Raw genomic sequence first — 21,834 nt, 5'->3', positions numbered from 1 at the left:
GGAAGATATAAATTAACGTTCCTTAATATTAGTCTTTAGTAATTTTACTTGCCTTCACCTAAATGGGTGAACTGAGATCTTGAGTCAATAGTAATTTGTGATTCATACTTTGCCTACATTTTCACTTTCTGCAAAAATTGAACCTAGCTCATAAAAAGTGATGAAAAAGCTAACCATACTAGCTTTTGCTGGTTTATAGACCTATTTATATACCTTTGCCCTGGAATAAGATCATAATAATGATAGATTTTTATTAATCAAATTTAGCCAAAATATTCAATTAATTATCTAAAAAAGATTGCCGACTGACATATTTTTATGATTGGCATAAATATCTTTTTCTCAGCTAGTGTGTCAAGTTTAATTTTTAAAACATCTGCCAAAATTGCCAAAAAATTTGGACATATTATTAACACGATATTTTTTGAAATATCAATTTTTTATTTATCTTTTTTTGTGAATTAGCCTAAACAAATTATAGACACTAATTTTATGCGATTTTAGAGTTTTATATTTATTGTCAGATATTTAATATATAGTAGTCATCAATTATTCATGAACAACAAGATCCCCGACTTCTTTAATAAGTCGGGGATCTGATCTTCTGTATTGTCATTGCTGAAATAATTAGAAATGCTATAGTTTTTTGGCTCATAGCTAAATTCATTCAGCCAAATCTAGGCTAAAAAGCTTATCTCGCAAAGAATAAACATGGATTTAATGTAGTCTGGTTAATGAGCAGCAAAACTGAGTAATCACCCAGATAAGCAGATTAATTAAAAAACAACAGTCCTTTATGATACTATTAATAAATATCAAAATGATTTAACATCAAATTTAGAGTTCTGTAGGTATAGCATGGTCTTTTGGCGCTGCTTGGCTGCCTCTAGCTTGATTATTTGCTTCACTTCTGGCTGCGATAGCAAAGCACAATCATCAATAAAAAATACCCAGCAAGTGGTACAAGAAATTAATGTTTCTCAGTTGCTGACAGAAGCAAAGACGAGTCAAAAGGCAGAAAATTTATTTCATCAAGGCAATAAATTATTAGATGCACAACAATATCCAGAAGCCATCGTAGCTTATGACAAAGTGATCGCCTTTAAACCAGACAGTGCAGATGCTTGGATTAACAGAGGCATAGCTTTGACAAAACTGCAAAAACACACAGAAGCATTAGCATCTTATGATCAAGCGATCGCTATCAAAGCGGATAAAGATGAAGCTTGGTATAACCGAGGTAATGCTTTAGCATCATTACAAAGTTATGCAGCCGCAATTTTAGCTTATGATCGAGCGATCGCCATTAAACCAAACAAACAAGAAGCCTGGATTAACCGAGGTATCGCCTTAACAAAACTGCAACGTTATCAAGAGGCTTTAGCATCTTATGATCAGGCGATCGCTATTAAGCCAGACAAGCCAGAAATTTATTACAATCGAGCTTGTACTTATGCCTTGCAAAACAAAGTAGAATTAGCAATTACCAACTTAAAAGCTGCCACACGCCTAGTTCCAGGAAAATACCAACAATTAGCGAAAACCGATCCAGACTTTAAAAAAGTGCGTAGTGATCCAAGATTTCAAAAATTAATTCAATAGCTGCTTGTGACAGCCATAAATTTTAGCAATTGCTAGATAGATGAGGAAAATAAATAATCTAAAACATAGACAATAAATAGTTTTCCAGCCTATTTCCTGTTGCCTATTCCCTGCTATATAAGTAATACTATACACTCTGCTGCAAGTTACAGGGTATGATTTGGATTAACTAAATCTAATCTCTGCGTTGCTCTGCTCGCTGCGATCAAAAATAATATATGAAAAAATTACTGATTACCGGAGCCAGTGGTTTTTTAGGATGGCATCTTTGCCAACTAGCAAAACCAGAATGGGAAGTTTATAGTACTTATAACTCACATTTTATAGAAATTCCGGGAATCAAAATACTGAAAGTCAATTTAACAGACTTTCAAGAATTAAAACAACTATTTAACGATATTAATCCAGCCGCAGTTATTCATACAGCCGCCCACTCACAACCAAATTTTTGTCAAATTTATCCTCAAGAATCACACTTAATTAATGTCACGGCATCTTGCAATATAGCTGGACTATGTGCAGATTATTCGATTCCTTGCGTGTTTACATCAACTGATCAAGTTTTCAATGGTTTAACTGCTCCTTATCATGAAGCTGCACCAGTATGCCCCATCAATATTTATGGTGAGCAAAAAGTCATGGCTGAGATGGGTATGTTAGAGCGATATCCTATGACCGCAGTCTGCCGGATGCCTTTATTATTTGGCAGTGCGACACCCACAGCACAGAGCTTTATTCAACCATTTATTCAAACTTTAAAGGAAGAAAAAGAATTAAGTTTATTTATTGATGAATACCGCACACCAGCCAGTGCGATAACAGCGGCTAAAGGATTATTGTTAGCCTTACAAAAAGTGAATGGTATCATTCACTTAGGAGGGAAAGAACGGATTTCCCGCTATGACTTTGGGCAGTTATTGGTGGAAGTATTTAAACTACCACCCACAGGCATAAAAAGCTGTCGCCAAAAAGATGTAAAAATGTCAGCACCAAGACCAGCAGATGTTTCTTTAGATAGTTCTCAAGCTTTTGCTTTAGGATATCAACCTTTATCTATCAAAGAAGAATTAACAATAATAGCTAAGTATCAATAGGTTATCTTATATAATTTTCCGAGATTATTTTTAGAGATTCCAATACTTTGGATAAATGAATTATTAAAGTTGAGCAAGGTGTTTAATTTTTAAATCCTCCATTTTGCTGTTATTTCAATAGCTGCAACTTATCTCTCTAGAAAGAGGTTGCGTTCTGAAGGGTCTGCAACAATCTAAATTATTGAAAAGCATGAAATAGTTTGGGATTACTTACTTAAGACGAACAACAAAAGGCTAATCAATTATTCATCCTGGCAAAAAAATAGAAGATATGGTTCTTTAAAGCTTTTGTGATAGATGAATCCGCATTAATTTGAAAATTAAATAAGTATTTGAGTGATACTAGGTTCCTTAAGTGGAAAGGAGCTTATGTCTAATAGGTATAAGCCTAGTTTTTCAACGTTTAGCATCAGCCTAAAAATAGGAAATAATCACTACCAAGAATTTTTTCCAATCAAACAAACAGAGTATTTAGTCCATAAAAGGAACTTAAAACATGAAATCTCTTAATTTATCCAAGTCTGTTTTAGTGGGTTTATTCACCATCAGTTGTGCAATTGCACTATCCACGCCTATTTATGCTCAAACTGGAGGAAGTGGTACAGGTAGTGGAGGAAGTAGCGGAGCAGGAACAGGCACTTATGGTACAGGTACTGGAACCACCGGAACTGGAACTGGTACAGGCACTACAGGTACTTACGGAACTGGAACAGGCACTTATGGTACAGGTACTGGAACCACCGGAACTGGAACTGGTACAACAGGTACTTATGGTACAGGTACTGGAACTACCGGAACTGGCACAGGTACAACAGGTACTTATGGTACAGGTACAGGCACTACCGGAACTGGCACAGATACAACAGGCACTTACGGTACAGGTACTGGAACTACCGGAACTGGTACAGGCACTACAGGTACTGGTTCTGGCACCACTGGGACTGGAAGTGGTACAGGTACAGGTAGCACAGATACTTATGGTACAGGCTCCGGCACCACAGGAACTACTGGAAATGGAACTGACACTACAAATACTAACGGAACAAGCACAGGCACAACAAATACTACAGGTACAACATCTTACCAAGGAACTAATGATGTGAGAGGCGATCGCAATTCCAATTGGGGTTGGTTAGGTTTACTTGGTCTAGCTGGTTTAGCGGGTTTAGCTCGTAAGCGCCAAGAACCCACAACTTACCGCGATCCTAATGAAGTACGTACTGGTTCTAGATATTAGATTGCCTGATCGCTAATTCACACCGCTAAATTTTCCCAACAGATTATAGATTCCCAACTTTTTGCAACAAGTCGGGGATCTATATTTTTAGTGGATTTATAGTCTCAAATTTAGGTATAGAGCCTATTCTTATTTTGAATTCTGACTCCTGAATTCTTCAATTATATTGATTTATTAATCTGCCATCCCAGCAAAATCTTGATAAGCTGATGTCTAATGTCTACAGCCCTAGGATTGAAAGCAGTACTTCAACAGATCCAGCAACAAGACAGATATTAATCAATCCAGTCAACAAGAAGGATTTATTGAATGTCGGTGGGAATACGCTACGATTGGCAGGAAGCAGAAATTCAGAAGATTTATGATATGCCATTGCTAGAGCTTATTTATCAAGCTGCTAGTGTACATCGCCAATATCATGACCCTAAAAAAATACAGGTTTGTAAACTTATCTCCATTAAAACAGGAGGTTGCCCAGAAGATTGTAGCTACTGCGCTCAATCTTCTCGTTACAAAACAGAAGTGAAACCACAGGCACTTCTAGACAAAGATACAGTAGTAAATATTGCCCAAACAGCTAAACAAAAGGGTATTAGTCGTGTCTGTATGGGTGCGGCTTGGCGGGAAGTGCGGGATAACTCTCAGTTTGAAACAGTGCTGGAAATGGTCAAAGAAGTGACCGATATGGGTTTAGAAGTCTGCTGCACCCTTGGGATGTTGACAGCCGACCAAGCGAAGCGATTAGAAACAGCCGGATTGTATGCTTACAACCATAACTTAGATACCTCAGAAGACTATTACAGCACAATTATTACTACCAGGACTTATAGCGATCGCCTAAATACAATTGAGAATGTCAGACAAACTAATGTAACTGTCTGCTCTGGCGGTATCTTAGGCTTAGGTGAAACGGCTGAAGACCGTGTATCGATGTTGCACACCCTGGCAAACCTCAATCCTCATCCAGAGTCAGTTCCAATTAATATTCTTTCCCAAGTTGAAGGTACACCCTTAGAAAATCAACCAGATGTCCCCATTTGGGATGTTGTGCGGATGATTGCTACAGCACGTATTGTTATGCCAACTTCTGATGTACGTTTGAGCGCTGGCCGTGCCAGACTTTCTCAAGTTGAGCAAGCTTTCTGTTTTATGGCAGGAGCTAATTCTATATTTTCCAGTGACGACAACAAAATGCTCACTGTCACCACTCCTTGTCCAGATTATGATGCTGACCAGGAAATGTTGAACTTGCTGGGTTTAGAAATGCGTCCGCCTGTGCAAAGAGCAAATCAGATTGCTAGTCCTGCGGCTGTGGGATAAGTAAATCGAGTGTAAGGGTGTAGAATTTTGCCTAACTTATACCCTTACACCTTTATACCCTTAATTTTTAGAGGATTTTAGCAGCACGTAGACCGAACAACAGACCAGCTGCGATCGCTGTAAATAAACCTAAAAAACCGACGTAAGCAACTATTGCAAACATTTTGATGCTTCTCCACAATACTTCACTAAATCTATTGAACCATTAGTCAAGGGTCAATGGTCAATGGTCATTTGTCCTTTGTTATTACTTCTCCACCCTACTCATCTGCCTCTCTTTTGTTCCCAGATTGCGTTAAAATACAAGCCCACGGGCGCTTTTTAGGGTTGGGCAATGACTTCTACTATTAACGTTAATTTACCGCAGCAGTCTTACGAGATTGCGATCGCACCTGCCAGCTTAGATCAACTTGGTCAAAGTATGGCCAATCTCAAGCTAGGGCAGAAAGTAGTGTTGGTTTCTAATCCATCTATTTTCAAGCATTATGGCGAAAGAGCGATCGCATCACTCAAATCCGCAGGATTTAACGTGGCGAGTTATTGCTTACCAGCCGGGGAACGCTACAAAACCCTCAACTCCATCCAAAAACTCTATGATGTCGCCTTAGAAAACCGCCTAGAACGTTCCTCGACAATGGTAGCCTTGGGGGGAGGCGTGATTGGTGACATGACTGGTTTTGCGGCTGCTACTTGGCTACGAGGAATTAACGTTGTCCAAGTACCCACCACGCTTTTAGCAATGGTAGACTCTGCTATTGGCGGCAAAACAGGCGTAAATCATCCCAATGGTAAAAACTTAATTGGCGCATTTCATCAACCGCGCTTAGTTTTAATTGACCCAGAAGTATTGAAAACTCTACCTGTGCGTGAGTTTCGTGCAGGTATGGCAGAAGTTATCAAGTATGGTGTGATTTGGGATGGGGAATTATTTACCCAAATGGAAGCTAGTAAACATCTCAATCAACTCCGGTACATGAAGCCGGAACTGTTGAATGAAATATTAACTCGTTCTTGCCAAGCTAAAGCCGATGTTGTCGGTAAAGATGAGAAAGAAGGTGGACTCAGGGCAATTCTCAATTATGGACACACTATCGGTCATGCGATCGAAAGCTTGACAGGTTATCGATTAGTTAATCATGGCGAAGCAGTTGCGATCGGTATGGTAGCGGCTGGACAAATTGCTGTCAATTTAGGTATGTTGCAACAAGCCGAAACTGACCGACAAAATGCGATCGTTCAAAAAGCAGGTTTACCCACCAAATTACCTGCGGGTGTGGATATTGCCGCAATTATCGACGCACTGCAACTAGATAAAAAAGTCAAAGCAGGTAAAGTGCGGTTTGTGTTACCGACTCAAATTGGTGTAGTTACAGTTACCGACCAAGTACCAGCAGATGTCATCCAGCAAGTATTACAAGGAATGCAATAGATTAGCTAGATAAATTGAGCAAGGAGAATGTACAGGGGCAATTCGAGGATATGAGCTTTATTGCCTGTTTTTAGGAAGCAATTAGTTATAGAATCAATCCTGAAGATAGCTTAAGCTCTTCTTTATTATGTCTTAGGTTTAGGGGTCAGATTGGTTAGATTGTATACTTTGAAGAAAATCTGGTGATTTAGAGAAATCCTGAAAAGCTGTCAAAGTCTCTCTCAGTGACGTTAGAATCCACATGAGTTCTTCCAGTTGAGCTAATAGACGGGGGTTTTGTTCATCTAAAACAGTGATTAAATTACGGTAATCTTTTATAGAGCTAATATCAATCAATGCTAAGTCTTGATGAATTAATTTATTTCGCTCAGTCACAATGTTTTTAAGCGCACGTTTTTGCTCTTTTAAGAAATCTGGATTATTATAATTAACCTTCAATGAGACAGAAATACCTACTTCAGAAAAGTCTGTTGTAGGCTCGGATTGATTAGCATCTGCCAAAATATTTTTATGAAATTCCTGAACTAAACGACCCAATGTTTGTTTTCTGAGTCTGGTCTGATTTTTACGTAACTGTTCGGAAATAGTTTTTTCTTTTCCTTCTAAGTGACCCACAGAAAGCAAGTATTTTAATCCAGCTTCGATTTTAGAAAAATTAACTATGTTCCTGCCAAGTTTTCTTAGTGCTTCAGATCTAATTACTTCAATATCCACTGACTCATTCATCACAGCTAAGTAACATCCTATGAAGCAATTCCCAAATAAATTAATCGAATAAGTGTAGAAGTTTATCAAACCTATTCTTCTTCCCAAGAAAAATAGAATTACGTTTCCAGTGTATGCCGAAATCAGTCTAGTTACAATTAAACTAGCTAACAGATGGTTTGCACCATGATTCTTCAAAGCAAAAATCAATTAACTTTACAAGAGTTTTTACATCTTCCTTCTGGTGAAGGAGATACTACCTATGAACTTGTGGATGGTCAAGCTATTGTCAAAATGTCACCGAAAAAATTTCACTCTAAACTGACTCGCGTCCTGCTCAACTTGATTGAACAATTGTGTGGCGCTAATGGAGAAGTATGCCCAGAATTAGCTGTTTCTTTAACTCGTAGGGGACAAGATTGGGTTCCTGTACCTGATATTTTATACATCTCGAACGAACGTTTGCCCTCGGACTGGGAAGAAGAAGGAGTATGTTCTGTTCCGCCAGATTTAGTTATTGAAATAATTTCACCAGGGCAAACCTTTGGTCAAATGATAGCTAAAGCCCAAAATTATTTAGATGCAAAAGTACTGCGAGTGTGGGTAGTTGATAGCAAAGCCAGAAGTATTACTGTGTTTTTCCCAGATGCAGCACCACAAACATATATGGGAGATGAAATTCTCAAAGATGCGCTGTTCCCAGGGTTGGAATTTACAGTTGAGCAAGTATTTCTACAGGCAAAAATTCCGTTAAAGTAATTATTTTGCAGTTATGAATTATTAGTAAAGTGCAAGATTCCCGCTTTTTAAAAGAATTCGGAGATCTGATAGATACAACCTCAGTACAATTACTAATACTAGTAAGAAGAAATGATTAATCACCCCATATTTAAGGTTATGGCTGTTACCCTAGTGTATATATGACATGAAGTGAAAGAAAGCATAACACTCAGGGATTACTCCATGAAAACATTCATTTACGTATCGATAATCTCTTCTTCATTGATGAGTGTGGGATGCCAAGTAGCTCTTTCTCAAAGTTCCAATCATGATGTTAAAGCGGGGTTAATTACTTCACAAACATTATCTGAGTTAAATACAGCTAATATTGTGAAATTTGCTGAATTGACTAACAAAATTGATGAAGATAGAGCTTTGAATTTAGTGTGGAAGTTACCACAAGTACAACGCAAAGCTAAGGAAATTGAACGGCTTTCTAAAGGCACTATTAAATTAGGTGCGATCGTTGACGGTTCTCCTACTCCCAATGAACCTTACTATAAAATTCGGATATTTGAAAATCAATCAGACTATGATTCCACAATTTATTGGTTTCGGGTGTTTAATAACAGCGGACTAATAGAAGTTCTCGATGTGATAGAGAATAAGTATATTAGTTTAGATGAATGGCGAGAGCAATTAAAGCGATAAAGAACGTTATTATCTTCGCTTACATTATCTTTCACTATCTACTTGATTGCAATTAAAGTCAGGTGGACAATGTAGAAACTTCGCTTGATGCTTGAGTTTTATGTGGCAGATATTGCCCACCTGACCATTACTGAGAATAGTTCAAGATGTTATTTCAAGTATAATTTTGCCGATCGCAACTGGTGAAGTATAGTCACATAAACAAATTACATATTAATCATGAGTAATTATTAAGTTATTTATTACTTTTTCTTGGCAATTAGACTTTGTGCTTTATCTTCCATTTCTAAAAGTTCTGGAACAGTCACAAAACGGTATCCTTGCTTGCGAAATCTATTAATAATCTCTGGTAAAGCTTGCACAGTGCGGGAACGATTTCCACCGCCATCGTGCATCAGGACAATACCCCCTGGTTTAGCTAACCGAAAGACATTATCAATCAGCTTTGGTACAGTAGGCTGGGAATAGTCAATCGAATCAGACGACCACATCACAATGGCATACTTGGCATTTTTAGCGTATGCGGCTACGCCATTGTGCATTATTCCTCCAGGTGGGCGAAACAAATTTGTTTTGATACCTGTAGTCTGGTAAATCATGTCTGTTGTATGCTCAATTTCATAGGCCGCTGCCTGTTGATTCATAAAATGATACCAGTGATGCCAAGTGTGGTTAGCAATGACATGACCTTCAGCACTTACCCGCTTGAGTAAGTCTGGGAAATTTTTGACGTTTTGACCAACGACGAAAAATGTGGCTTTAATATTATTCTGTTTGAGAATTTCTAGTACTTGAGCCGTACTTTCAGGCCAAGGCCCATCATCAAACGTTAGTGCGATTACTTTTTGATTTGGACTGAGTTTAGCCTCTTTAATTACTGCCCCTTGAAAGCGTGTAGCTAAAGCATAACCAAGACCTTTAGCTTGTGCTTCTTGTTGCCAAGTCGTTAGCATTGCAGCTTTTAAGCCCTCAATCCGCTTTTGAGTACCAACTTTAGCAACTAAATTATTATTTATATTTATACGCTGATTGCTTTGTGCTTCAGAAGCATTTGGTCTCAGAAGCATCATAACAGCAATGCTTAATGTAGCACCCAAGGCAAGCAAAGCAATCAAGATACCTTGCGGCCAAAGTAACGATTTATTTTGTTCCACTTCATAACTCCTTCAAGGGTCGAACCATTATGTATGGTTCTGACGGTAATTTATAGCACACTTTTATCTAAAATTTAGATACTCAAATACTTTCCCTTAATCCTGAAAATTGAGTTCAGTTTTACAGAAGTTTATCTTTGAGTTATCCAGATAAAAAGGTAGTTACACCATAAGTAATTTTACTTAGTGCCAATACTCATTGCAGTGACAGCCATTACATAAACACTGATTTTTGTTGCTAAATTGTTATTTCCCATACTGACAAGCAAAAAAATTCTACTTTCATTGAGAAACTAATCAATTTCTTTAGCTTCGAGAAGCTTCCTAGAGAATTTCTAGAAATGAAGAAAAACTCATGTTCTACAAAATTTTTATCTATATTTGATGATTTCGTGAGAGTTGGTTATTTACCCACAAGCTCCGCCAATAAATACCCAGTTTTTATTTAATATTGTATATTTTACTGCTAAAAAATATTCTTTAATGTTGAAGAAAAAATTAACTTCTTGCTTTAGCATGAGTTTTTCTGTGCTTTTCATCGATCTATATGCTGGCAATCAACAAAAGCTAGTTTCTCATTATTAAGGAATCATAAGCCGTTAGTTTATATACTCTTTAATCATTCATTTTAGATGATATGAGTAATTCATGATTTTAAATATATTTTAGTCTAATTATAATACTATTTAAATTCGTTTTTTATAAAAAGTTAAACAAAATTTAATATTAATTCACTCTATGTGTATAATATAGATAAATCAATTAGCTCTATTAATAATTAGATTTTCACAATTTATTATCTAACCATGTAATAACCTCATCAACTAGAGATTTTATTTCCGCCAAACTACTAATATTACACCCACTACAATAAAGCCCAAACCAAACAAACGTATTAGAGAGATAGGTTCTTTCAATATCCAATATCCTAGCAAGACAGAGAAAATATATCCTATAGAGATAGATGGGCCAGCAACACTGAGATTAACTCGTGTGAGCAGCAGAATATAAAACATAGCACCTATGCCATAGCAAGTTAATCCGATTAAAAGTTCTGGTATGGTTATAATACTGAAAATGTGATTAATTGCGTTCCCTAGATGAACCTTCCCTAATTTGTTTGCACCTATTTTCAAAAAGAATTGTCCTGCTGAACTGATGAGGACTGATATAATTAATAAACTAAATTCTTGCGGGGTCATAAGTTGTTACATACCTCAATTTGACGTTCAAACCGCAGGGTAAATAAATTGACGTTTTTCTCCTAAATTAAAAAATGCAAGTTAAATATGCAGCAGTTTAGGCAGGTAATTGCTGTTGCTTAACTGGATTTAAAGGTGACTATTTAGACTGCATTTCTGAGATTTTAATCAAACCACCAGTTTCTTTGACTGTATATATAGGGCGGGCTTTAACTTCTTCGTAAATTCGCCCAATATACTCGCCTAAAATACCAATACAAATTAACTGTACAGAACCGAGAAAAAATATAGCAATTGTAATCAAGCTGTAGCCAATTAAAGGACTAGTATGGTCAAATAAACGCCAATACAGTACTAGGAGGATCATCAATAGAGCGATCGCAGCTGCTACCATACCTAAATAAGTAGCTAACTTTAATGGCACTGTGGAAAAGGAAATAATGCCATCAATGGCTAAAGCCCAAGACTTACCAAAGGTATACTTAACTTTGCCAGCAAAACGCGGTTCTCGTTCAAAAAGTACAGAAGTTTGGCGAAAACCCACCCAAGCGCGTAAACCGCGAATGTAACGGTTACGTTCGGGCATAGCATTGAGAATATCTACAACCTGTCGGTCTAGTAAACAGAAATCTCCTGTATCTGTTGGGATATCGACATGAGATAAACGCCGGAGAATACGGTAAAAAGCATAAGCAGTAAAGCGTTTTAGCCAACTTTCTTGTTTACGCGATAGACGTTGAGCATACACTACTTCATAGCCTTGTTGCCATTTTTCCAGCATCTGGAAGATTAGCTCTGGGGGATCTTGCAGATCCGCATCCATAATAATTGCACATTTGCCTTGAACAAAATTTATCCCAGCGGTGACAGCGATTTGATGACCAAAATTTCGCGCAAAACTGAGGTAACGCACTCGACTATCGAGATGGCGGAGTTCTCGAATCATACTCAAAGAGCGATCGCGGCTACCATCATCCACTAAAATTAACTCAACTTCACCGTCTAATTGCTCTGCCACATGATGCAGACGACGATACATTTCTGTAATATTTTCTTCTTCGTTATAAATGGGAATTACTAAAGAGTATATTGGTTGAATCACAGTTTTTATCAAATTATTCAATCAAAGCAGCAATACAAGGCAAGTTTTCCGACAGATATGTACTATAAAATTATTTATATAGTTTTTTATATAAAAATCCTTCTGAAGTAATTGAATCTCAAAATTATATCTAGTTATCGCAATCAATAAACACTCGATTAAATAATTACACTAAATTTCTATATGCGCCCATTCCGAGAAAAAGAATGGCTATTTTGCTTGCTACTGGGTTCTTTACTTCTGTGGCTGCTGTGTTTAGGAAATTCACCCTTACGAGACTGGGATGAAGGTACAGTGGCGCAAGTCGCCCGTGAAATTTGGCGTGCATCTTTTGGTTCTTTGCATTGGCTATATCCAACTTTATCTGGTGAACCTTATCATAATAAGCCGCCCCTAATGCACTTGTTAATTGCTTGGTCTTACTCTTTGGGAGGTGTGAATGAATGGACAACACGCTTACCAGGTGCTGTGTTAACAGCGTTGGGAGTGCCTTTACTTTATTTAGTGGGGGGTTTGCTGTTTAACGATAGTTTATCAGCTTTGTTTGCGGCGTTAGTTTACTTAACAACTTTGCCTGTAGTGCGTCATGGACGCTTGGCAATGTTAGATGGTACCAGCATTACGTTTTTTTTACTATTGTTATTTTGTTTATTAAAGTCACGTCAGCAGAAACCTTGGGCTTTAGGTGTGGGATTTTGTCTGGGATTAATTACTCTGATTAAGGGAATGCTAGTTTTGTTGCTGGGTGGTATTGCCGGATTATTTATTTTGGCATCATCGCAATTAGCTGTATTTAGTAACATTTATTTATGGACAGGAATTTTGTTAGGAATTGCGCCGGCGATCGCTTGGTATATTGCTCAATGGCAGTATTATGGTGGTAACTTCTTACAAATCAATCTACAAGCCCAAACTTTTGACCGCATATCCCAACCTGTTGAGGGTAATACAGGCGCTCCTTGGTATTATTTACTGGAGCTATTGAAATATGCTTTTCCTTGGTTGTTATTTTGGCCAGAAGGATTTTATCTAGCTTGGAAAAAACGGTATTCTAGCTGGGGTAGCTTAGTTTTAGTAGGCACGACTATTTATTTTCTAGCTATTTCTTTCATCACTACAAAACTGCCTTGGTATGTTGTGCCTATATACCCATTTTTAGCATTGGCAATTGGCGCAAAAATCAGTAAAATTTGGCAAAAAAAAGCATTTAATCCTAGAATTTGGTTAGTATTTATAGTTATTATGGCGCTTGCAGGTTTAGGCGGTATTGTTTACTTTACTGTTGCACAAGAAGAGCCTGTATTAATCGCTATGAGTATTGTTTTAACAATTAGTATGAGTGTGGTTGCATGGTTAATTTATAATCGCGATCGCAGATTTATTCCTGTGTTATTTTCTGGGATGTATTTCGTCTTATTACTATTGATGAGTTCCCAATCTTGGATTTGGGAATTAAATGAAAATTTTGCTGTCAAACCAGTTGCAAAATTGATTAGCAAACATGTTTTACCAGGAACAACAATTTACACATCCTTTGCTTATAGTCGTCCTAGTTTAAATTTTTATTGTGATTGCAAAGTTGTACCTCAAAATCCTGGGGAATTAGAAAAAATGTTGTCTCAATCATCTTATTTACTTATAGATAACACCACTTTAAAAAAAATTACTTTAGCTAATAGTCAAAATCTTGGTACGGCTGAAGGATTTAATTTAATTGCACCAGCTAATAAGCTATAAATTAGACTTTTGAAATAACAAAACATCATCACGCTGATATGTCAGTTTAAAATCTTGGCGGCTTTGCAATAATTTAAATAAATCTTGGTCAAACTCTGGTTTACTCGATAAACCAGGATGACGCAGGTTTAGCAATACATAATCAAATATATTTAAATTAATTTGTGCTGCTGGAGTAGCTATTAACTTAATTAATTGCCTATGAGTTAAATGAGGCGCAATTTCATCTGTAGTAAGAACACTTTTATCTGGCTGAATTTGAACGATGGCTTCTTTTGTAGCTTGCCAAGTATCCAAAGATTGCAGATATTTGCCACCAAAATAAGTAAACTTTGCCAAACTCAAAAATGCTACCATTGACCACATAATAATTGCACGTTTATTTTGGAACAATCCTTTACCTAAAGATAAACTTGCAATCACTGATAATATCAAAAATGGTAAAGCCGGAACAGAATATTGATGAATCAAATCTTTTTGTGGTTGATAGTCAGCCAATAAGTTTAGCATTACACAAGGCAATGCTGCAATTAGAGGTGCTATTCCTTGCCAGCAAATACCCCAAACAATTGGGATAAGTAATAATATTAAATATGCCAAATTATCCCAAGAAAAAAGTTTTGGCAAAACTAATCCAGGTTGAAACAACAAATTATTAATTAATTCTGTAAAAGATTTTCCCAAGTATTGATAGCGAAAAAGATAACGGTCTATTGAAGCTGCATCGCCACCAATTAGAGGAATAATAATTTTGTTAGCGATCGCATACCAAGCAACACCACTAATAATTGCGATTGCTCCATATAAACGCTTTTCAAATAATAGTAACCAAATGCCTAATCCGACAACTGTTAAAGCTAATATTGCCTTACATCCCAACACCAATAAAATACTGAAACAAAACCACCCAAGTTGTTGATTTCTCATTGCTAAAACTGCCCATAAAAGTACTGGTACAGCTATAACTTCTGGATGAAAATCAAACAAGTTAACATTAAATACTAAAGGATACAGTAGGTAAACAGCAGCAATAGTTAGCCCTTGGCTTTCGTTCAATTTAGCTTGGCGTGCTAAATGGTAGGTAGGTAATGCACCTAAGGCTAATGCAATTGCTTGCACAGCAAATAACCAATAAACACTGGGGTAAATTTTGTATAGTAACGCCAGTGGATACCAAATCCAAGCTGCATGATCACCAAGAATATGGTAATTAGTAAAGGAAGAAATTGGTGTTTTGCCTTGACTAATTAAATAAACACCTTGGTCAAACATACCTAAATCTAAAGCAGTTGATTGAAATAACAAATGTCGTAAGCTGCTACATAAAAATAAAATTACAGCACTCGTACCAATCATCAACCAGAGAGTATCAGCTTTACGTATTTTTTTCATAAAGTTATTTTTTAATGAATAAATAAACATGATTACGCTGATACTTTAAATCAAATATTGTGGACTTTTTTAGTTGATTTACTATGCTAATAGCCGCATCTGAAAAATCTACCCAGCCAGGATGACGGAGATTTAGCAATACATAATTAAAAGTATTTAAGTTATCAATATTTGCCTCATTAGCTGAGGTTGTTTGAATTAATTCTCTATGAGTTAAATGTGAAGCAATTTTTTCTGTAGTTATTACACTACCTTGAGTTTTCACTAAAGTGATCGCCTGTCGCGTAGCTTGCCAAGTATCAAGGTAATGAAAATATTTGCCAAAAAAATGCGTATATTTTGCTAGACTTAAAAATGCTATCAATGACCATATAATAATTGCTCGTTTATTTTGGATTAATCCTTTTCCTGCTGCCAAACTAGAAATTAAAACTAACAATATAAATGGTAAAGCTGGTAAAGAATACTGGTGAACTAAATCTTTCTGTGGTTGATAATCAGCAATTAAGTTAAGTGCCAAGCAAGGAATAGCAGCCACTAACGGTTTCAGTCCTACAAATGAAAAACCCCAGATTACAGGTAACAATAGCAGTAATAAATATTCTAAGTTGCTTAAGACAAATACTTTTCCTGCAATTAACCCTGGTTGATAAATTATATTTTTAGCAATTTCTACAACTGAGTTACCTAAATAGCTATAACGTCCAACTGCTGCTGCTTCTGCACCGCTAAAATTAGGAATAATTAATTGAGTTGCAATTAACAACCAAGCCACTCCAGAAAAAATGGCGATCGCACCATGTAACCGCCGCTTTTCAAACAACAGTAACCAAAAACCCATCGCAGCAACTGTAAATGAAAGTACAGCTTTACACCCTAATATGAGAAATATCTCTAAGCAAAACCACCCTATTTGATTAAGACGTGCTGCCAAAGCTGCTGCTAATATTAGCGGTAAAGCAATTACTTCTGGGTGGAAATCAAACAAATTAACATTAAACACTAAAGGGTATAGCAAATATACAGCAGCCATTGCGATCGTTTGACTGTCTTTTAACCCAGCTTGACGCGCTAACATCCACGTAGGTAAAGCACCTAAAGCCAATGCAATTGCTTGCACAGCGAATAGCCAGTAAACACTAGGATAAATTTTATAAAGTAAAGCCAAGGGATACCAAATCCAAGCTGCATGATCGCCAAGAATGTGATAACCCATGATTGTAGAAATCGGTGGTTTTCCTTGACTGATTAAATATGCTGCTTGGTCAAAAATTCCTAAATCAAAAGAGTTGGATTGAAACAATTCGTGCCGTAAACTGCTAGATGCAAACAAAATTATGGCACTAATGCCCATCATCCAAGTTACAGGATGATTTGTTGGCGATCGCATAATATTTTTCAATTATTTTTTACTGAAAATTTTTATAATTTCAATTAATTTTTCTGTGCCATTAGCACAACAGATACCCCAAAAGGTAAACTGAACCGATTCAACAAGTAACGTTCACTGGCAAATAACAAAGTTAAAAACTTATTGATAGGTTTTGCAGGTAAATTTAAATCACTACTGGCAACAGATTTCTGATCAATTTTCAAGATTTTTTTTAATAAACGTACTCCAGCAACTAAGGGAAATAACCAAGTATTAAAATAGCTACCATAGCAGACAGTATAGCCAGCTTGTTTCACAACTCGTTGTAATTTTTTCAATGTATAACGGCGTTTATGATGATTAATTTCATCATGGTAACTCCATAAAAATTGATAAGCTGGCACTGTAATTAATAACCAACTATTTGGATTTAATCTACTAGACAATGCTTCTAAAGCAGCTAAATCATCATCAATATGCTCTAAAACATCTAAGATCACAATTAAGTCATACTGGCTAGTAAACGGAATTTTATCAGGTAAGCTACCTTGTTGTACTGTAGTGACTCGCCGTTCGTTAGCCAACAGACAAGCAGTTTCATCTAACTCCATTGCGGCAACTTCACCGTAACGAGCTAACATACTTAAGTTACCACCAGTGGCACAGCCAGCCTCTAGAATTTTGGCTTGTTTGGGAAGTTTGAGTTGACGAATCAATGCCTCTACAATTCGACGGCGACCAACAAACCACCAATGTTGATCCTCAACGGCAGCATACTGTAGATAAAAATTTTTATCCATTCAGATATTTGGTGTCTGAGCAATAATGCCAATATTTTCACACTTTTTCGTAGCACTTAGAACTTTTGATGAATGATTGTAGGGATTGCTGTTATATCTGAGTCCCAAGCAATTTATAGTGGGAGTTATCTGTAAATCCTTAAGCAATTGTGAAAGCTATTACTCTTCTTGGTTCCACAGGCTCAATCGGTACTCAGACTTTAGATATTGTCGCTCAGTACCCAGATAAGTTTCGGATTGTGGGATTGGCAGCAGGGAATAATGTGGAGATGTTTGCGGAGCAAATTCGGCAGTTTCGGCCGAGTATAGCAGCGATCGCAGCTGAAGATAAATTACCCGCACTCCAAGCAGCCATCCAAAACCTCAATCCCCAGCCGATTTTACTAGCTGGTAAAGCCGGAGTGATTGAAGTTGCTCGCTATGGCGATGCCGAAACTGTTGTTACGGGTATTGTTGGTTGTGCTGGTTTATTACCAACTATCGCCGCCATTGAAGCGGGTAAAGATATTGCCCTCGCCAACAAAGAAACTTTGATTGCTGGTGGCCCTGTAGTTCTACCCTTGGTGGAAAAACATGGGGTCAAACTCTTACCTGCTGATTCTGAGCATTCAGCTATATTTCAGTGTCTGCAAGGCGTTCCTCAAGGCGGCTTACGCAAGATTTTACTGACAGCCTCCGGTGGTGCTTTTCGTGATTGGCCTGTAGAAAAGTTGCCAGAAGTCACAGTGGCGGATGCACTCAAACATCCTAACTGGTCAATGGGCAAAAAAATTACGGTAGACTCGGCTACTTTGATGAATAAAGGTTTGGAAGTAATTGAAGCTCACTTTCTGTTTGGCTTAGATTACGACAATATCGAAATTGTCATCCATCCCCAAAGCATCATTCACTCGTTAATCGAGTTACAAGATACATCAGTCTTAGCCCAACTTGGCTGGCCGGATATGCGTTTACCCCTGTTATATGCTTTATCTTGGCCTGATCGCATTTACACCGATTGGGAACGCCTTGATTTAGTCAAAGCTGGCAGTTTTACCTTCCGTGAGCCAGATCATCAAAAATATCCTTGTATGCAGTTAGCATATAGCGCAGGTAAGGCAGGTGGCTCTATGCCGGCTGTGTTGAATGCCGCTAATGAGCAAGCTGTAGCTTTATTTTTAGCAGAGAAAATTCGCTTTTTAGATATTCCTCGTTGTATTGAATGGGTATGCGATCGCCATCAAAATGATAACTGTACAAATCCTTCTTTAGATGACATTTTGGCAGCCGATCAATGGGCAAGACAAGAAGTTTTAACAGCAACTAAAAATTTAGTAACTTCCCCACAGATGATTTCTTTGCCATAAAAACTCAGATATAGCAATCCTATTTGATTTGTAAAAATTCAGAAACTCAGATCCCCGACTTATCCCATGAAGTTGGGGATCTTGTTTTTATAAATTTTTTCTAAAGAATAGCACCAGTCATGAATTACTGTTTCAATTTCCGGTATTATTACCAAACAATAGTTTTATAATCTTTCCCCATTACGACTTATAAATTACGAATTACAAATTATTATGATTCCCACTTTAATTATTGCTTGGATTGTATTTACAATATTGTGGAAGATTGTCAAAACAACTGTGAGTAATGCCTTAACTATTGCGGCAATTATTGTTTTACTACAAGTGGGTTTTGGCATTACACCACAAGATATTTGGCATCAAATAATTCAGTTTACTCAAACTCTTTCGCAGATTCGTGTTAATAAGTAATCAGACTTTAAGCAAAAAGTCTGACCATCTTCTTTGGGTACAGGGAACAGCTTTGAAAACCCACCCGAATATTAGATACAAGCTCACACCAGTTTATGCAAGTCGGGAAACCCGTCCATACAAATGGCTCCCTAATTTTCAGATGGGTATTTCCCTATTATCTGTTGTCCGTTCCCTGTGCCTTGTTAATTAAGAATTCTAACTTCTGAATTCTTAATTAATTACTATGTAACGCAGAAATCCTAGCCAGTGCATCCTTAACGCTTACAGGTAGCTGACGCATAATCTTACCTCTTTCTCGATCTAAAGCTACCAAGGTTACTTTAGCCGTGACATACAATTGCTGTCCATCAACTGAGACAATTGCATAATCCCAGTTAATGCGGACACCAGTCACTTCAGTCATACGAGTTTTAACTACAGCCTGCATACCCAATTGAATGGAACGGTGATAGCGTACTGAAAGTTCTACCACTGGTAAATCGCAGCCTAGTGCAACTAAATCAGCAAATTCAATCCCAATAGAACGTAAACACTCTACTCTTGCTTCTTCCATCCAAGTTAGATAAGTCCCATGCCAGACAATACCTGCATAGTCTGTATGATGGGGTTGCACTCTGATGGGATATTCAAACCAGCTTTCAAAAGCACGACTATCTGTAATTTCGATAGCATCGGTTGGTGGTAGTGCTGGGTTTGGTTGTGATTCAGACATTTTCCAGTTTGTGAAAAATTATAGTTTTCCACATCTGGGATATCACAAAAAGGAGACATCTATGCCACAAAATCGCCAAAATTATCTGGCGATCGCAAGGCATAATTCTCATCACCATCCTGCAAAATATATCTCAGTTGCCTGACGCTAACATCACAGATACAGCAACCAAAAATTCAATGATTTTCAATGTCACACAAAACAATGACATCACCAATAGTACTTGCTTGGTAAATTCGCCATTTTTTTCAAGATGACAGTGATTTATCTTCACTATCGCAGATGCACAAAATCTGAAAAATTTTTTCTATCTTAGTTCACGGACACAAAACATTTCACAATCTAGTCATTAACTAATCTTATTGAAGGTAATGGTGAATAGGTAATGGGGGATGAAAAACCCTGCCACAATTACCAATTACCAATTACCAGTGAGCCATTGTTAATGAGCAATTTATTCTGGAAGTTTGTTAGAAAATAACCCATCCGATCTAGAAATCCTTAACTCTTTTTGGCTAAGGCTTTACCACTCGTATAAGCTGGTGCGGATTGCTTCACAAGATTTGCCAGTTCCTGTAACTGGTTAATTGCTTCTGCTCCTTCTAACTTCATTAATTCGCGGTCATCCCGCATTTCTGTCCAAGTAATCCCATAATCTGATACCAAAAATCTAATCAGATGGTTGTTTCCTAGACTCACCATAAATGAAGCACTATTCATTTGGTCGCCACAGGTATAACAAGACGCAGGATAACCGCGTCGTTCTAATACAATAGCCAAGGCTTGCAGGTTCATTACCAAGTCTTGAACAAATTGTCTATGTTGATGCGCTAGTCTCAGAAACACGTTTTTCCTCCAGACACCACAGTCATTTTAGTCACTTTTATATTTTTTTTAGATTTTCTCACCCACTGGTATTGTAAACTATTCATTACAATTCCCGGATATATTTGCAGTAGTTAATTAACTACCTAGCTTAGGGTATGAGATAACTGTTAAGTTTGCCGTATCAAACTATTCAGTTTGCAAGTTTAATCTTTCAGACAGAAATCCAAAAATTATTGTTTCTTCATGTACTTCTGTGAGTAAAGATGATACCTTGCAGCGATCCGCTTTAAGAGTACCCAGATTTAGTACTAGGCAACCACAGAGAAGTTACGGATATCGTGTTTACCAGCTATGTGTAGCCTAACCTATGATGGGCAAAAGCTTTAATACCCTTTAATGTTCTTTACGCCTTTGTTTGGCTAGTCAATGAAGAGTATAGTTAAGTCCTAGTTTAGTACTACCTAAATGTTGGGTAATAAATAATTTACGCCTCCTAAATAAATATATGGAGTTCGGTAGAAAAACTTGCAGAGATGAGATGCTGATTTCTATCGATATTAATAGATTGGCAGAAAATTTTGATACAGAAAGTGTTCTGAGACACTAAGATAATTTTTTACCCAACTATCTCTAGACTAAACCCAGAGAATAACGAAACTCAGAATAGGGATGTTGCCATTTTGCCAGGTTGTGATCAAAACAGAATTAAAAATTGAATTTTGCGTGCCTGGCGAAAGAGTAAGCGGGTGTACTTATGTTCCTTTAAATAGGAGAACTTATTTTTACAGAAATTCTGTTATCCTATAGTATTTGAGACTTAAGGTTTGTCACTCTAACAATAGTTAGAGATTAATGCAACAAATCTCTGTATAACTTCAGCAAATCTTGATTAATCAAAATTCTATATTTTTAGAGGGCGATCGCCAAAAATTTTCTCTCAAAGCGTTTTTAGGCATT

Annotated in this window: 21 protein-coding genes; 10 read left to right on the top strand and 11 right to left on the bottom strand. The window is 37.1% G+C overall.

The features are described 5' to 3' along the window. The first annotated feature begins 858 nt into the window (after positions 1-858). The 4 genes from AC504W_RS07390 (at position 859) to bioB (ending at position 5,253) form a co-directional block, all read left to right on the top strand. Complete coding sequence (locus AC504W_RS07390; RefSeq protein WP_494877091.1) at positions 859-1,602, top strand: tetratricopeptide repeat protein; 744 nt, start codon at positions 859-861, stop codon at positions 1,600-1,602. 218 nt (positions 1,603-1,820) lie between these two features. Beyond that, positions 1,821-2,696 (top strand): SDR family oxidoreductase, encoded by an 876-nt coding sequence (locus tag AC504W_RS07385; protein WP_494877090.1) that lies wholly within the window; start codon positions 1,821-1,823, stop codon positions 2,694-2,696. Positions 2,697-3,192: 496 nt separating this feature from the next. Further along, complete coding sequence (locus tag AC504W_RS07380) at positions 3,193-3,933, top strand: WGxxGxxG-CTERM domain-containing protein (protein WP_494877088.1); 741 nt, start codon at positions 3,193-3,195, stop codon at positions 3,931-3,933. A 309-nt stretch (positions 3,934-4,242) separates the two neighbouring features. Then, on the top strand, positions 4,243-5,253 hold the full coding sequence (gene bioB, locus AC504W_RS07375; protein ID WP_494877086.1) for a biotin synthase BioB: 1,011 nt from the start codon (positions 4,243-4,245) through the stop codon (positions 5,251-5,253). A gap of 67 nt (positions 5,254-5,320) precedes the next feature. On the opposite strand, the gene petL is transcribed toward bioB, so the two are convergent. Continuing rightward, on the bottom strand, positions 5,321-5,416 hold the full coding sequence (gene petL / locus AC504W_RS07370; protein WP_096582566.1) for a cytochrome b6-f complex subunit PetL: 96 nt from the start codon (positions 5,414-5,416) through the stop codon (positions 5,321-5,323). Positions 5,417-5,587: 171 nt separating this feature from the next. Here petL and aroB point away from each other — a divergent pair, with 171 nt between their 5' ends. Continuing rightward, entirely contained in the window at positions 5,588-6,682 is a 1,095-nt protein-coding gene (gene aroB, locus AC504W_RS07365; RefSeq protein ID WP_494877084.1) for a 3-dehydroquinate synthase, read from the top strand. A gap of 138 nt (positions 6,683-6,820) precedes the next feature. Here the strand turns inward: aroB and AC504W_RS07360 are convergent, their stop codons facing one another. Next, on the bottom strand, positions 6,821-7,396 hold the full coding sequence (locus AC504W_RS07360) for a hypothetical protein (protein WP_494877083.1): 576 nt from the start codon (positions 7,394-7,396) through the stop codon (positions 6,821-6,823). 177 nt (positions 7,397-7,573) lie between these two features. Between AC504W_RS07360 and AC504W_RS07355 the strand changes: the two genes are divergently transcribed. Further along, positions 7,574-8,146: a Uma2 family endonuclease gene (locus AC504W_RS07355; protein ID WP_494877081.1), complete on the top strand. Its 573-nt coding sequence runs from the start codon at positions 7,574-7,576 to the stop codon at positions 8,144-8,146. A gap of 204 nt (positions 8,147-8,350) precedes the next feature. Then, positions 8,351-8,818 (top strand): hypothetical protein, encoded by a 468-nt coding sequence (locus AC504W_RS07350; RefSeq protein WP_494877080.1) that lies wholly within the window; start codon positions 8,351-8,353, stop codon positions 8,816-8,818. 242 nt (positions 8,819-9,060) lie between these two features. Here AC504W_RS07350 and AC504W_RS07345 read toward each other — a convergent pair whose 3' ends face one another. The 4 genes from AC504W_RS07345 to AC504W_RS07330 all read right to left on the bottom strand — a co-directional run bounded on the left by AC504W_RS07345 (position 9,061) and on the right by AC504W_RS07330 (position 12,276). Then, on the bottom strand, positions 9,061-9,972 hold the full coding sequence (locus tag AC504W_RS07345; protein ID WP_494877079.1) for a polysaccharide deacetylase family protein: 912 nt from the start codon (positions 9,970-9,972) through the stop codon (positions 9,061-9,063). Between the two features lie 407 nt (positions 9,973-10,379). Then, entirely contained in the window at positions 10,380-10,511 is a 132-nt protein-coding gene (locus AC504W_RS07340) for a hypothetical protein (RefSeq protein WP_494877078.1), read from the bottom strand. A 294-nt stretch (positions 10,512-10,805) separates the two neighbouring features. After that, entirely contained in the window at positions 10,806-11,174 is a 369-nt protein-coding gene (locus AC504W_RS07335; RefSeq protein ID WP_096582580.1) for an EamA family transporter, read from the bottom strand. Positions 11,175-11,313: 139 nt separating this feature from the next. After that, positions 11,314-12,276, bottom strand: a complete 963-nt coding sequence (locus AC504W_RS07330; protein WP_494877077.1) for a glycosyltransferase family 2 protein — start codon at positions 12,274-12,276, stop codon at positions 11,314-11,316. 183 nt (positions 12,277-12,459) lie between these two features. Between AC504W_RS07330 and AC504W_RS07325 the strand changes: the two genes are divergently transcribed. Then, complete coding sequence (locus tag AC504W_RS07325; RefSeq protein WP_494877076.1) at positions 12,460-14,013, top strand: ArnT family glycosyltransferase; 1,554 nt, start codon at positions 12,460-12,462, stop codon at positions 14,011-14,013. Here the strand turns inward: AC504W_RS07325 and AC504W_RS07320 are convergent. The 3 genes from AC504W_RS07320 to AC504W_RS07310 are packed head-to-tail and all read right to left on the bottom strand — an operon-like array spanning position 14,008 to position 17,577. After that, positions 14,008-15,405: a DUF2079 domain-containing protein gene (locus tag AC504W_RS07320; RefSeq protein WP_494877074.1), complete on the bottom strand. Its 1,398-nt coding sequence runs from the start codon at positions 15,403-15,405 to the stop codon at positions 14,008-14,010. The genes AC504W_RS07325 and AC504W_RS07320 overlap by 6 nt on opposite strands. Before the next feature lie 4 nt (positions 15,406-15,409). Further along, positions 15,410-16,795 (bottom strand): DUF2079 domain-containing protein, encoded by a 1,386-nt coding sequence (locus tag AC504W_RS07315; RefSeq protein WP_494877073.1) that lies wholly within the window; start codon positions 16,793-16,795, stop codon positions 15,410-15,412. Positions 16,796-16,839: 44 nt separating this feature from the next. Continuing rightward, positions 16,840-17,577 (bottom strand): class I SAM-dependent methyltransferase, encoded by a 738-nt coding sequence (locus tag AC504W_RS07310; protein ID WP_494877072.1) that lies wholly within the window; start codon positions 17,575-17,577, stop codon positions 16,840-16,842. Positions 17,578-17,726: 149 nt separating this feature from the next. Here AC504W_RS07310 and dxr point away from each other — a divergent pair, with 149 nt between their 5' ends. Next, positions 17,727-18,923: a 1-deoxy-D-xylulose-5-phosphate reductoisomerase gene (gene dxr, locus AC504W_RS07305; RefSeq protein ID WP_494877071.1), complete on the top strand. Its 1,197-nt coding sequence runs from the start codon at positions 17,727-17,729 to the stop codon at positions 18,921-18,923. A 213-nt stretch (positions 18,924-19,136) separates the two neighbouring features. Beyond that, positions 19,137-19,334 (top strand): hypothetical protein, encoded by a 198-nt coding sequence (locus AC504W_RS07300; protein WP_044500417.1) that lies wholly within the window; start codon positions 19,137-19,139, stop codon positions 19,332-19,334. A gap of 217 nt (positions 19,335-19,551) precedes the next feature. On the opposite strand, the gene AC504W_RS07295 is transcribed toward AC504W_RS07300, so the two are convergent. After that, a complete protein-coding gene (locus AC504W_RS07295; protein WP_096582592.1) occupies positions 19,552-20,049 on the bottom strand; it encodes an acyl-CoA thioesterase in 498 nt (165 codons plus the stop codon). 501 nt (positions 20,050-20,550) lie between these two features. Beyond that, complete coding sequence (locus AC504W_RS07290) at positions 20,551-20,895, bottom strand: DUF1815 family protein (RefSeq protein ID WP_096582594.1); 345 nt, start codon at positions 20,893-20,895, stop codon at positions 20,551-20,553. Positions 20,896-21,834: the final 939 nt, after the last annotated feature.

The organism is Nostoc sp. C96 (genome assembly GCF_059384975.1).
This window is presented reverse-complemented; position numbering and strand designations above follow the sequence as displayed.